The following is a 13,143-nucleotide window of genomic DNA, read 5'->3' on the forward strand; positions in this document are numbered from 1 at the left end:
GTTCCGCGCCGGGCTGCGAAAGCTACTCGAGCTCGGCCAGCACCTTCAGGTGCGCCACCACGCTGCGTCCCAATGCCGACAGTGCATAGCCGCCCTCGAGGCAGCTGACGATGCGCCCTTGCGCATATTGTTTGGCAACCGCCATCACCTGGCGCGTGATCCAGGCATAGTCGGCCTCGAGCAGTCCAATACCGCCCATGTCGTCCTCGCGATGGCCGTCGAAACCGGCCGAGATGAAGATCATCTGCGGCTGGTGCGCGTGCAGCGCCGGCAGCCAGTAGTCGAGGACCAGCTTGCGCACCGCCTCGCCGTCGCACATGGCCGGCACCGGCACGTTGACGCTGGTGGCCGTGATCGGCTCGGGGTCGCAGTAGGGATAGAAGGGATGCTGGAACAGGCTCACCATCAGCACCCGCGGGTCATTGCGGAAGGCGTCCGCGGTGCCGTTCCCGTGGTGGACGTCGAAGTCGACGATGGCCACGCGCTCCAGCCCATGCACCTCCATCGCGTGGCGCGCCGCGATCGCGACGTTATTGAAGAAGCAAAACCCCATCGGTTCGGTCGGCGTCGCATGGTGCCCCGGCGGGCGCACCGAGCAGAAGGCGTTGTCGATCTCGCCCGCGATCACGGCGTCGGTCGCCGCCACCGCCGCGCCGGCCGCGCGCAACGCCGCGCGGTAGCTGTCATGACAGAGGATGGTATCGCCGTCGAGCGGATAGTAGTCGCCGGCGGCCGGCACGTGGTCGCGCACCAGCGCCAGCGCGCCGGGCGTGTGGTTGCGCAGGACGTCGGCCAGGTCGGCGAGCGGCGCGCTGCGCTGCTCGAGCAGGCCGTCCAGGCGGGCCAGGATCAGCTGGTCGTCGATCGCCTGCAGCCGCGCCGGCGATTCGGGGTGCCACTCGCCCATCTCGTGCTTCAGGCAGTCGGGGTGGCTGTAGATTGCTGTGCTCATCGTGCTCGCGTGTGTACTGGTTCCGTGCCTGCTCATCCATAGCGCACCTCGGCGGCCGTTCTCGCATAGAATCGACCCAAGGCTTGTTGCCGACGGAGTATAAAGCTTGCCAATGGCGCTAATCTACCATGGGAGCGCCCGGCTCCGCTCCGAACAGTTCACCGGAACCCAACCATGTTCAATCAACTGCATGCCGCCGCACGCCAGGTCAGCCAGGTCGTGGTCGGCAAGGACCAGCAGGTCCGCCTGGCCCTGACCTGCCTGCTGGCGGGCGGCCACCTGCTGCTCGAAGACCTGCCCGGCGTCGGCAAGACCACGCTGGCGCACGCGCTGGCGATCTCGCTCGGCCTGAAGTTCAACCGGGTCCAGTTCACCAGCGACCTGCTGCCGGCCGACGTGGCCGGCATCTCGGTGTACGAGCGCGAGACCAACGGCTTCGTGTTCCATCCCGGCCCGATCTTCACCCAGGTGCTGCTGGCCGACGAGATCAACCGCGCCACGCCCAAGACCCAGTCCGGCCTGCTCGAAGCCATGGAAGAGCGCCAGGTCAGCGCCGACGGCGTCACCCGCGCCCTGCCCGAACCCTTCTTCGTGATCGCCACCCAGAACCCGGCCAACCAGGTCGGCACCTTCCCGCTGCCCGAGTCGCAGCTCGACCGCTTCCTGATGTGCTTGTCGCTGGGCTACCCGGATGCCGCCGCCGAGCGCGCGCTGCTGATGGGCGAGGACCGGCGCGCCATGCTGCGGGCCCTGGAGCCGGCGATGCAGCCGGAGCAGCTGGCCCAGGCCCAGCGCGCGCTCAAGGAAGTCCACGCCTCGGCCTCGCTGGTCAGCTACGTGCAGGCGCTGGCCCAGGCCTCGCGCCAGAACGGCCTGTTCGCCGAGGGCCTGTCGCCGCGCGCCGCGATCGCGCTGCTGCAGGCCGGCCGCGCCTGGGCCGCGCTCGAGGGCCGCGACCACGTAATCCCCGAAGACATCCAGGCGGTGCTGGTGCCGGTCTGCGCGCACCGCCTGCGCCCGCTCAAGGCGGCGCACGGCCAGGCGCTGGCCAGCCGCGACCTCGTGCTGCAACTGCAGAAAGCGGTGCCGGTCTAGATGGCGGGCGGGGCTTCGGGCGGATTCAGGGGCTGGCTGCGGCGCACCACCGGCAAGTGGCTGCCGCGCCGCGGCACGCTGGACGCCGGCGAAGTGGTGCTGAGCCAGCGCCGCGTCTTCATCCTGCCCACCCGCGCCGGCCTCGGCTTCGCCGTGCTGGTGCTGGTGCTCCTGATCGGTTCCATCAACTACAGCCTCGGCCTGGGCTTCGCACTGAGCTTCCTGGTCCTGTCCTGCGCGCTGGTGGACATGGTCTTCACCTACCGCAACCTGGCCCACCTGGCCCTGCAGCAGGGCCGCGTGCCGGCGGTCTTCGCCGGCCAGGAAGCGCAGTTCGAGCTGCACCTCGCCAACCGCAGCGCGCTGGCACGCTACGGCGTCCGGATCGATTTCGCGGACACGGGCAGGAAAGCTGAACAGCGCCACGTCACCGACATCGCCGCCCACGGCAGCGCCAGCGTGCTGCTGGGGGTACCCACGGCCGCGCGCGGCTGGCTGCAGCCGGCGCGCGTGCTGCTGTCCACCAGCTTCCCGCTCGGCCTGTTCCGCGCCTGGAGCTACTGGCGTCCCGCCACCCGGGCCCTGGTCTACCCGCGCCCGGAAGAAGGCGCGCCGCCCTTGCCGGTGAGCGGCAACGCCGTCGGCAGCGGCCGGGCCGGCGGCCATGACGATTTCGCCGGCGTGCGCAGCTACCAGGCGGGCGACTCGCCGCGCCAGCTGGCCTGGCGCCAGATTGCGCGGCTCGACCCGGCGCTGGGCGGCCAGCTCGTCACCAAGCATTTCGAAGGCGGCGTGGGCGACGAGCTGGTACTCGACTTCGCCCTCTTGCCCGTCCAGCTCGACCTCGAGCTGCGCCTGTCGCGCATGACGCGCTGGGTGCTGGATGCCGAACAGCGCGCCCTGCCCTACGCCTTCCGCCTCGGCACCCTCCATTACGACGCCGGCAAGGGCGCCGCCCACCAGGCGGCCTGCCTGCGCGCGCTGGCGCTGTACGGCGCCAGGGAGCCGGCATGAAGTTCCTGAATTCACTCCCAAGGGACAAGGCCGATACCCTCCTCCTTCTGGGCAGTGCGGTGCTGGTGCTGGCGCCGCACACGGCCCACCTGCCGCTGTGGGTGTCCCTGCTGTGCGCGGCGACGCTGGCCTGGCGCGCCGCGGTCACGCTGCGCGGCAAGCGCATGCCGTCCACCCTGGTGCTGCTGCCGATCGCGGTGGCGGCCATGGCCGGCATCCAGTTCAGCTACCAGACCCTGATCGGGCGCGACGCCGGGGTCGCCATGCTGGTGCTGCTGGTCGCCTTCAAGATGCTCGAGATGCACGCGCGGCGCGACCTCTATGTCGTGATCTTCCTGTGCATCTTCCTGGTGCTCACCAACTTCTTCTACGCCCAGGGCATCGGCACCGCCGTGCTGATGGTGGCGGCGGTACTGGCCCTGCTCACCACCCAGATGTCCTTCCAGTTCACCGCTACCGTGCCGTCCTTGCGCGCACGCCTGGCGATGGGGGCCAGGATGCTGCTGTTCGCGGCGCCGATCGCGGTCGTGCTGTTCTTCGTGTTCCCACGCCTGGGCAGCCCGCTGTGGGGCATGCCGGGCGGCGCCGGCAGCGGCGGCAAGTCCGGCCTGTCGGAGCGCATGGCGCCGGGGGAGATGTCGAGCCTGGCCATGTCGGACGAGCCGGCCTTCCGGGTGCGCTTCGAAGGACCGGTGCCGCCCAAGGAACAGCTGTACTGGCGCGGGCTGGTGCTGGATGCCTTCGACGGCAGGGCCTGGACCCGCGGCGGCTCGATCGCCACCCGGTCCGGCACCTCGCTGAGCGTGCGCGGACCGGCGCAGCGCTACGAGATCACGCTGGAGCCGTCCGAGACGCGCTGGCTGTTCACGCTCGAGATGGCCGGCCACATGCCGGAGCTGCCGGGCTACCGCGCCAGCGTCTCGCACCAGTTCGAGCTGAGCACCGACCGCCCCCTGGCGGAGCGGGTGCGCTACCGGATGATCTCCTATCCGGACTATGCGCTGGACGGGCGCGAGGCGCTCGACGACCCGAACCAGTGGCTGCTGCTCCCCTACGGCTACAACCCGCAGGCGCTGGCCGCCGGCCTGGCGCTGCGCAAGGAGCCGCTGCCGGCACGCCGCATCGCGCTGGTGCTGCGCCGCTTCCGCGAGCAGCCCTACAGCTACACGCTCGAGCCGCCGCTGCTGGGCCGCCATTCGGTCGACGAATTCCTGTACTCGACCCGGGCCGGCTTCTGCGAGCATTATTCGGGCGCCTTCGTGTTCCTGATGCGCGCGGCCGGCATCCCGGCGCGCGTGGTCACCGGCTACCAGGGCGGCGAAGCCAATCCGCTCGACGGCTACGTCACGGTGCGCCAGTCCGATGCCCATGCCTGGGCCGAAGTCTGGCTGCGCGGGCGCGGCTGGATACGGGTCGACCCGACCGCCGCCGTGGCGCCGGAGCGGATACGCCGCAACCTCGCCGCCGCGGTCGAGCGGCCGGCCCCGTTCGGCATCGATGCCCTGCGCGGCCTGTCCCTGTTCGAGCCCGGCGCCGATTCGCTGCTGGGACGCATGCGCAATGCCTTCGGCGCCATCAACAACGGCTGGAACCAGTGGGTGCTGAACTACACGCCCGAACGCCAGCGCGGCTTCCTGCAAGAGCTGGGCGCGAGCCTGGCCGGCTGGCGCGTTGCCGGCTTGATCATGCTTGGCGCCGGAGTGTTGCTTCTGGGCAGAATTTTCTATCTCCGTAGGGAAATTGATCCGATCGAGGCGGTATACTCTTCCCTATGCAAGCGTCTTGCCCAACTGGGCCTGGCACGTGCAGCGGACGAAGGGCCCACCGCCTATGCGGCCCGGATCGCGGCCTCGCAACAGCTGGTGCCGCCATCACGCGAAGCCGCCGCCGAGTTCTTGCGCCGCTTTAGCGCCTGGCGCTATGCGCCGCCCCAGCCCGGGCCCCATCAAGCGGCCACCCGGCAGCTGGCCGCTACCTTGAAGAGATTACTGTCGCAAGTCAGATGAAATCGATCGTTCCCCTGTTTGCCGCGCTGGCAATCGCCTTTGCCCCGGCCGGGCAGGCGCTCGCCGCCGCGAAGGATCCGCACGCCGCGTCCAGCCCTGCCAAGTCCAAGGCCAAAGCCAACAAAGCCAGGAAGGCCAAGGCCGCAGGCAAGGCTGGCAAGCGCGTCTCCATCAAGTCGACCCGGGTGCTGAAGGCCGCCCCGGCGGCGGCCGTGATCGACTACGACGGCGAACACCACAACTTCCTGGAATGGCAGGCGGTGCGCGCGTTCATGGACGACGTGAGCGCGCAGCACGGCTTCGACCGCGCCTGGCTGGAATCGCTGTTTGGCCAGGCGCGCTTCATCGATTCGGCGGTACAGCTGGTCAAGCCGGCGCCGCCGGGCAAGCCGAAGAACTGGCAGGCCTACAGCGCGCGCTTCATCGAGCCGATCCGCATCGCCGCCGGCGTGCGCTTCTGGAACGAGAACGCCGAGACGCTGGCGCGCGCGGAAGCGGCGTACGGCGTGCCGGCCGAGATCATTGTCGGCATCATCGGGGTCGAGACCATCTACGGCCGCGATACCGGCAAGTTCCGCGTGCTCGACACCCTGGCGACGCTCGCTTTCGCCTACCCCGAGACGCCGAACCGCAGCAGCCGCATGGCCTTCTTCCGCAGCGAACTGGCGCAGACCCTGTTGTTCGCCCGTGAGCACAAGATCGATCCGTTCTCGCTGCTGGGTTCCTTCGCGGGCGCAGTCGGCATGCCGCAATTCATGCCCGGCAATATCCTGAAGTACGGCGTGGATTTCAATGCGGATGGCCAGATCGACCTGCGCAATTCGCCGGAAGATGCGATCGGCAGCGTCGCCAATTTCCTGATCCAGCATGGCTGGAACCCGGAATACCGCGGCAATCCGGCCACCCCGGCCGAGGTCTCGCCGAGCCAGGCCTGGGAGCCGCTGCTCGAGCGCGGGCTGGCAGCGACCCTGCGCCCCGAAGAGCTGCGCGCGGCCGGCGTCGTCACCGAGGCCGCCTTGCCTGCGGAGCGGCCGTACGGGCTGGTCGACCTGCAGAACGGCGCCGAGCCGACCGAGTACTGGGTGGCGAACGACAACTTCTTTGCCATCACGAAATACAACCGCAGTTACTTCTATGCGATGTCGGTGATCGAGCTTGGTCGCGCCGTGCGTGCTTCACGCGGCGGCTGAGCATTGCCCCGCAGGAAAGTTTGTATCGATTTGTAACTGCTTTCCCGGTTTTTCTTCCTTCCTGGCCGGCCTCGGCAGCCCCATACCCCCCGGGGGTATAGGGTGGTTTCGTGCAGATTCTCTGTAGAAACATCCTCCCTCCCGTCATACCCCCGTCTTTCTTGCAAATCTGTCAGTGTTTTTCATACCGTGCGGCACTAAATCCCCCTTGCCTATACACTGGTGATTAACCAAAAAACAATTAATATTTCAGTGAGATTATGAGAGAATTGCATTGAGGCTATTGTTGCGATAAGACAACAATCCTGAATGAGTTCATCTGATTTTTATTGCCATTAAGTATCAGATAAGAAATTAGTTGTACAATTGAATAGAAAATTACGAAATAATACCGAAGCCTGGAGCCGAGGGCCGCATGGGGCTCCGCCCAACCCAAAATAGGATATTGAATCATGACAAACCAAGTCGGCATTGATATGAATAGCGATTCGGAGTCCGATGAGCTCCTGCAGTACAACCCGAACCGCCTGCTCGACACCCTGATCGAGAACCTGCGCCTGAAGAACGACGCTGCCCTGTCGCGCGCGCTGGAAGTCGCACCACCGGTGATCTCGAAGATCCGCCACCACCGCCTGCCGGTCGGCGCCTCGCTGCTGATCCGCATGCACGAAGTGAGCGACCTGTCGATCCGCGACCTGCGCTACCTCATGGGTGACCGCCGCGCCAAGTTCCGCATCAGCGACAAGCAGTTCAAGCCGAAAGAAGGCGCCGCTCCGAAAGAAGCGTAATCGTCGCGTGGCGCGGGAAGCGCCGCGTTGGCGCTGCTTCCGGGCGCGTCAAAAGTTGCACATAGTAAAAAGCCATCCCTCAGGATGGCTTTTTTATTTGGCGGCGCGCTGAAGCTCAGGCGGGGAACACGCCGGTCGACAGGTAGCGGTCGCCGCGGTCGCACACGACGAACACGATGGTCGCGTTCTCGACGGTCTGGGAGATGCGCAGCGCCACTTCGCAGGCGCCGGCGGCCGAGATGCCGCAGAAGATGCCTTCTTCGGCCGCCAGGCGGCGCGCCATCTGTTCCGCCGCGGCCTGGCTCACCGGTTCCACCTGGTCCACGCGTGCCTTGTCGTAGATCTTCGGCAGGTAGGCTTCCGGCCACTTGCGGATGCCCGGGATCGACGAGCCTTCTTCAGGCTGGGCGCCGACGATGCGCACCGCCGGATTCTGCTCCTTCAGGTAGCGCGACACGCCCATGATGGTGCCGGTGGTGCCCATGGCGCTGACGAAGTGGGTGACGCGGCCTTCGGTGTCGCGCCAGATTTCCGGACCGGTGCTCTCGTAGTGGGCGCGCGGGTTGTCCTGGTTGCCGAACTGGTCGAGGATGATGCCCTCGCCGTTCTTCTGCATCTGCTCGGCCATGTCGCGTGCGTATTCCATGCCGCCCGATTTCGGGGTGAGGATGATCTGCGCGCCATAGGCCGCCATGCTCTGGCGGCGCTCGATCGACAGGTTGTCCGGCATCAGGAGCACCATTTTGTAGCCGCGGATGGCGGCCGCCATGGCCAGCGCGATGCCGGTGTTGCCGCTGGTGGCTTCGATCAGGGTGTCGCCCGGCTTGATCTGGCCGCGCTCTTCGGCGCCGCGCAGCATCGACATGGCGGCACGGTCCTTCACCGAGCCGGCCGGATTGTTGCCTTCGAGCTTGCCGAGGATGATGTTGTTGCGGGCCGCCGCATCGGCGCCGGGCAGGCGCACCAGGCGTACCAGCGGGGTATTGCCGATCGTGTCTTCGATGGTCTTGTAAGCCATTCCTTGCTCTCTCGCGATTTCCTAAACCGCTATTCTAATCCGGACAGCAAGGAGGCGTATTGGGCCGGCCCCGGCGGGCCGGCCCAGGCGCTGCCGGATCAGCGTTGCGGCAGCGGATAGGTGGCGACGCTCACGTTGCCGTCCTTGTCGACTGCCTGCACGCCGAAGAACACATTGTCCTTCGACAGGTCGATGGTCGCCTCGGTGACATTGCCGACCCACTTGGCGCCCTGCCAGTCGGAGGCGGTGGTCTCGCGCCAGACGACGCGGTAGCCCGCCACGTCCGGTTCGGCGTTTGCCTGCCACACCAGGGTCGAATCATTGGTCAGCCTGTCGGTGCGCAGCTTGACGTTCTGCGGCGCGGCCGGAGCCAGTGCCAGCGATGCCAGCGCCGCGGCGTTCACCCTGGTCACCTTGGCGATGTAGTCGTAATCATTAAACTCGATCATGTCGCCATAGACCTTGCCGTTTTCGGTACGCAGGTCCTGGTGCTGGTGCGCGAAGTCCTCGGCCGGCTCGGTGAAGCGCAGCGCCGCGTAACCCTGCTCCAGGAAAGGCATGTGGTCGCCGCCACGCAGGTAACGGTCGGCGCGGTGGATCACCGAGACCTTGAAGCCCTTCACGTAGCGCTCGCCCTGCTCCTTGGTATGGCGGGCCAGCTGGCGCGAGAGCGAATCGCTGTCGCCGCCGGTGGCCACCAGCTGGCGCACGGCCTCGCTCATTTCCTTGGTCGCGGGAATGCTCTGCGAGAACAGGCGCACCTGCTTGTTGTCCACCTTGCCATTGTCGGCGCGCGAGCTGCCGATGATGTCGTTGGTGTACATGCCGGCGATGTTCAGGTTTTTCTGGCGTGCCTGGGTGGCCCAGTGGCGGGCGCCCAGCAAGCCCTGCTCTTCGGCCGCCACCGCCATGAAGACGATGGTGGCGTCGAATTTGTGCTTGGCCATCACGCAGGCCAGTTCCATGGTGGCCGCGGTGCCGGAGGCGTCGTCGTTGGCGCCCGGGGCGTCGGCGGTGTAGTTCATCACGTCGCTGACGCGCGAATCGTAGTGGCCGCTGACCACGTAGATGCGGTCCTTCGCGGCTTCCTGGGTACCCGGCAGGGTGGCGACCACATTGACGATCTCGGTCGGGCGCGAAATGCGTGCCGACACCGGGGCGATGTGGCTATCAAACGAAACCTGCAGCGGCGTGCCGGCGCCGCAGCGTTCCAGTTCGGCCTTGATCCAGCGGCGGGCCGCGCCGATGCCGCGCGTCTCCGATTCGGTTTCCGACATCGTGTGGCGGGTGCCGAAGCTCACCAGCTTGGCGACATAGGCTTCCATGCGCTTGGGTGAGATGTCGGCGAGGATCTTGTTGATCTGGGGCTGCTGGCGCTTGAGGTCGGGCGCTGCCGGGGTGGCCGGCGTTGCGGGTGCGGCGACTACCGCAGTGGTAACAGACGCGGCGGTAACGGCGAGCAGTGCGGCCAGCAGGGAGGATGAGATGCGGGCGTGAGGCATGAGTACCTTTCTGGTTTGTGAAGTGCAGATGACAAGCACATCTTCTCATGCGAATTGCTTGGTGTCAGTCAATACATGGCAGGCGTGCCAGCACGCCCGCCACGATGCGGTCGCAGCGCTCCCCGTCGAAGGAGAAGGCCGACGCTGCCGCATTGTCGAAGTCGCGCGCCAGCGCTTCGCGCAACAGGCCGCGGGCACGGAAGAACTGGCTGCGCACCGTGACGTCGGGAATGCCCAAGGCCTCCGCCGTCTCCTGCACCGACAGGTCCTCGATGGCGCGCAGCACGAACACCGTGCGCAGCTTGTCGGGCAAGGCGTCGATGCGTGCCTCGATCAGCCTGCGCGCTTCGGCGCGCAGCGCAGCTTCGTCGGGTGCTTCGGGCGCTGCGCCGAATGCGTCGTCCATGCTGCCCTCCTCCTCATCAAGGCCATCCCCGCCCGGCACCAGCTGGATGATGTCGGCCCGGCGCCGCTGCTTGCGCAGCCGTCCGCTCGCTTCGTTGACGACGATGCGCACCAGCCAGGTCGACAGGTTGGCCTCGCCGCGGAAGCCGGCGGCCTTGCGGTAGGCCAGCAGGTAGGCCTCCTGGACCACGTCTTCCGCCTCCGCCTCGTCGCGCACGATGCTGCGCGCGGTGCGGAACAGAAGCTGGTTGTGCTTGCGCATCAACACTTCGAAGGCGCCCTGGTCGCCGGCCGCCACCATGGCCATGAGCGCCTGTCCGCTGGCCTGCTTCGGGTCATACTCGGCGTGCAATTCCATCGATCGGTTTCCTCATTTGACGACCAGCTTCCCCTTCATCGTGCGGTGCAGCGTGCACAGGTAGTCATGGCGGCCCTTCTTTGTCGCCTTGAACTTCCAGCTCTCCCCGGCGGCGATGTTCGGCGAGGCCGGTCCGCCGCCGCTGGCAATGGCGGTGGCGGTGTGGGGAAAAGGATCCTTGTTGCGCCAGATGACCGTGTCGCCGCGCCTGACTTCCAGCGTCTCGGGGATGAAGCGCATGCCGTCGATCACGACGGTGTGCACGGCCGGGGCCGCGCGTACCGCCATTGCCGGCGCCAGCAGCAGGAGCACTGCCGCCAGGCTCATTGTTTCGCGCAGCCACATGGCAGCCTCCCTATTTGAGCGCAGCCTCGAGGTGCTTGGCGTGTTCGAGGTGGGCGACGAATGCCGGCCGTACCTTGACCAGCGTTTCCTTCAGCTCGGGGTGTTTCGCATGCGGGATCAGGGTCTTGTCCAGTGCATCGATCACGGCCTGATGGTAAACGACTTCGTGCTGTACGTATGCCCTGTCGAATTGCTTGCCCTTGAGCGTTTTGAGCTTGGCGAGGTTCTCGTTTCCGCCTTGTGTCAGGCTCTTGCTCAGCTCACTGTCCTGCGGCGTCACCTTGAGCCTGGTTACCAGCGCCACGGCCTGCTTGTTGACGCCTGAGTGATCGGTCACCATCTGCTTCGCGAATGCCCGGACTTCGGCGTTCTTCGTCATCTTCTGGGCAAGCTTGCCCGCATCGATATCGACGGTATTCGCCGCGACGACGATGCCGGCGATCTGCGCATCGTCGGGCGCGGCCTGGGCCAGGGCGGCCGCGCTGGCCAGGGTGAATGCGCCCGCCATGGCGGCGGCGATCATTTTGTGCGACAGGAAGTTCATGGTGTGCTCCTTGTGTCAGGTTTGAGTGGTTTGCCTTACTGACATTAGATGTCGCGTGACCTGCCTACGTTGCATGAGATGCATGCAGCGCGATGGGTGTGGCCCACGCGCTGCAGCAGCCCTCGTGATCAGTGCCCGGCGATCGCCAGCTGTGCCGGCCGTGGGGGCGCGCCGTCCCTGGCCTCGTCGAGGCGGAACACGCTCACGACCCGGGCCAGGCGCTCCGCTTCCGCCTCCAGCGAGGCCGCCGCCGTCGTGGCTTCCTGCACCAGGGTCGCGTTCTGGCGGGTGGCCTCGTCCATCTGGCCGATGGCCTCATTGACCTGGCCGATGCCGGCACTCTGCTCGCCGCTGGCGTGCGTGATCTCCGCCATGATATCGGTCACGCGGCGCACGGAATGGACAATGTCCTTCATGGTCGCGCCGGCTTCGTCCACCTGGCGCGCACCTGCTTCGACACGCTCGACCGAGCTGCCGATCAGCCCTTTGATTTCCTTGGCCGCTGCGGCGGAGCGTTGCGCCAGGTTGCGCACTTCGCTTGCCACCACCGCGAAGCCACGGCCCTGCTCCCCTGCGCGCGCTGCTTCGACTGCGGCATTCAGCGCCAGGATATTGGTCTGGAAGGCGATGCCATCGATCACGCCAATGATGTCCACGATCTTCTTCGACGAATCGTTGATCGATGCCATCGTTTCGACCACCTGGGACACGACGGAACCGCCACGCACCGCGACTGCCGACGCGGATTCGGCCAGCGCATTGGCCTGACGCGCGTTGTCGGCATTCTGGCGCACGGTCGCGGTGAGCTGCTCGACCGAAGCGGCGGTCGCTTCCAGCGTGCTGGCCTGGCGCTCGGTACGGCTGGAGAGATCGCGGTTACCGTCCGCGAGCTCGGTCGACACGCTGGCAATGCTCATCGTGCCCTTACGCACCTGCCCGACGATGGCGACCAGGCTGTCGCGCATGCCCTTCATGGCGAACAGCAGGCTGCCGCGATCGCCTGGCGCGGTATCGATCTTCACGCCCAGGTCGCCCGCAGCGATGGCGGCGACGATCGACGCCGCATAGTCCGGCTGGCCGCCGAGCTGGCGCAGCAGGCCCCGTGCGATGTACCACGCACCTGCCGCGCCGACCGCGATCGCGCCCAGGCACAGCAAGGTCATCCATCCGAGGAATCCCGAAGCCATCGCGCGCGCGCCGGCCGCCTGCTCGTTGTTCAGTTTTTCCTGCAGGTCAATGAAGGTGTTGATGCTCGCGAGCCAGTCCACGAAGGCCGGCGCCGCCGCCTGCGACAGCAGCGCTGCGGCTTCCTGCCCCTGGCCGGCGGCGTGCAATGCGATGACGCGCTCGATCAGCGGCTTGGCACGGCGCTCCTGCTCCTTGATCGCCGCCAGGGCATCCTTCTCGGCCGGCAGGATTCCGTCCAGGTCCTGGAACAGCTTGTCCATGGGCTGCGCCGAGCGCGCATAGTTGTCGTCCAGGGTCTTGATCAGGCTCACCGGCGCCGCGGCACCGGCCGGATCGGCGGTCAGTACGACGTCGCGCAGAGCGATCGCGCGGTCATGCACGCTCCCCCGGAAATTGATCGCGTAACGCTGCTTGACATTGTTGACGTCGTTGATATGGTTGAGGACACGGCCGATGTCGCCGACGCGGCTGATTGCCAGCGCCGTCAGGACGATCATGAGGAAGAAAACGGCGCCGTAGCCGGCAGTCAGGCGCATGCCGATGGTGAGGGATTTTTTGTTCATGACGAAGTGATGGACAGGACGGACCGGCGCCTCGGGGAGCCGGGACTATTTCCAAATAGCAACGAGTAAATATAACACGTGCCTTGTAATTTTGCTCAAATTCATCAATTACTTGTAGGAAAACGACATCTTCATTGCCTGCGTAGCAATTATTTTTGACGTAAGTGTCTATCGT

At 66.4% G+C, this 13,143-nt stretch carries 12 protein-coding genes; 5 read left to right on the forward strand and 7 right to left on the reverse strand.

Annotated elements, in window-relative coordinates:
* Positions 1-22: 22 nt before the first annotated feature.
* Entirely contained in the window at positions 23-952 is a 930-nt protein-coding gene (locus tag ACSQ25_RS17870) for a histone deacetylase family protein (RefSeq protein WP_436107013.1), read from the reverse strand.
* A 174-nt stretch (positions 953-1,126) separates the two neighbouring features.
* On the opposite strand from ACSQ25_RS17870, the gene ACSQ25_RS17875 reads away from it, so the two are divergent.
* The 5 genes from ACSQ25_RS17875 to ACSQ25_RS17895 all read left to right on the forward strand — a co-directional run bounded on the left by ACSQ25_RS17875 (position 1,127) and on the right by ACSQ25_RS17895 (position 7,045).
* On the forward strand, positions 1,127-2,047 hold the full coding sequence (locus tag ACSQ25_RS17875) for an AAA family ATPase (protein WP_436107014.1): 921 nt from the start codon (positions 1,127-1,129) through the stop codon (positions 2,045-2,047).
* The gene (locus ACSQ25_RS17880) at positions 2,048-3,061 is read left to right on the forward strand and encodes a DUF58 domain-containing protein (protein WP_436107015.1); all 1,014 of its coding nucleotides are present in this window, start codon (positions 2,048-2,050) and stop codon (positions 3,059-3,061) included.
* Positions 3,058-5,067 (forward strand): transglutaminase TgpA family protein, encoded by a 2,010-nt coding sequence (locus ACSQ25_RS17885; protein ID WP_436107016.1) that lies wholly within the window; start codon positions 3,058-3,060, stop codon positions 5,065-5,067. Before ACSQ25_RS17880 ends, ACSQ25_RS17885 begins: the two co-directional genes overlap by 4 nt.
* On the forward strand, positions 5,064-6,257 hold the full coding sequence (mltB, locus tag ACSQ25_RS17890; protein ID WP_436107017.1) for a lytic murein transglycosylase B: 1,194 nt from the start codon (positions 5,064-5,066) through the stop codon (positions 6,255-6,257). Before ACSQ25_RS17885 ends, mltB begins: the two co-directional genes overlap by 4 nt.
* A 452-nt stretch (positions 6,258-6,709) precedes the next feature.
* The gene (locus ACSQ25_RS17895; protein ID WP_036216124.1) at positions 6,710-7,045 is read left to right on the forward strand and encodes a hypothetical protein; all 336 of its coding nucleotides are present in this window, start codon (positions 6,710-6,712) and stop codon (positions 7,043-7,045) included.
* Positions 7,046-7,160: 115 nt separating this feature from the next.
* Here ACSQ25_RS17895 and cysM read toward each other — a convergent pair whose 3' ends face one another.
* The 6 genes from cysM to ACSQ25_RS17925 all read right to left on the reverse strand — a co-directional run bounded on the left by cysM (position 7,161) and on the right by ACSQ25_RS17925 (position 12,968).
* The gene (cysM, locus tag ACSQ25_RS17900) at positions 7,161-8,063 is read right to left on the reverse strand and encodes a cysteine synthase CysM (RefSeq protein ID WP_436107018.1); all 903 of its coding nucleotides are present in this window, start codon (positions 8,061-8,063) and stop codon (positions 7,161-7,163) included.
* A gap of 98 nt (positions 8,064-8,161) precedes the next feature.
* Positions 8,162-9,565, reverse strand: coding sequence for a M20/M25/M40 family metallo-hydrolase (locus ACSQ25_RS17905; protein WP_436107019.1), 1,404 nt, complete (start codon positions 9,563-9,565; stop codon positions 8,162-8,164).
* A gap of 64 nt (positions 9,566-9,629) precedes the next feature.
* Complete coding sequence (locus ACSQ25_RS17910; RefSeq protein WP_436107020.1) at positions 9,630-10,328, reverse strand: RNA polymerase sigma factor; 699 nt, start codon at positions 10,326-10,328, stop codon at positions 9,630-9,632.
* A 12-nt stretch (positions 10,329-10,340) separates the two neighbouring features.
* Positions 10,341-10,673 carry a cupredoxin domain-containing protein gene (locus ACSQ25_RS17915; RefSeq protein ID WP_436107021.1) on the reverse strand — a complete coding sequence of 111 codons (333 nt, stop codon included), beginning with the start codon at positions 10,671-10,673 and terminating at the stop codon, positions 10,341-10,343.
* A 10-nt stretch (positions 10,674-10,683) separates the two neighbouring features.
* Positions 10,684-11,217 (reverse strand): DUF4142 domain-containing protein, encoded by a 534-nt coding sequence (locus tag ACSQ25_RS17920; protein ID WP_436107022.1) that lies wholly within the window; start codon positions 11,215-11,217, stop codon positions 10,684-10,686.
* 128 nt (positions 11,218-11,345) lie between these two features.
* Positions 11,346-12,968: a methyl-accepting chemotaxis protein gene (locus tag ACSQ25_RS17925; protein ID WP_436107023.1), complete on the reverse strand. Its 1,623-nt coding sequence runs from the start codon at positions 12,966-12,968 to the stop codon at positions 11,346-11,348.
* Between the last annotated feature and the right edge of the window lie 175 nt (positions 12,969-13,143).

Source organism: Massilia sp. LjRoot122 (assembly GCF_964252725.1).
GTDB lineage: Bacteria > Pseudomonadota > Gammaproteobacteria > Burkholderiales > Burkholderiaceae_D > Telluria.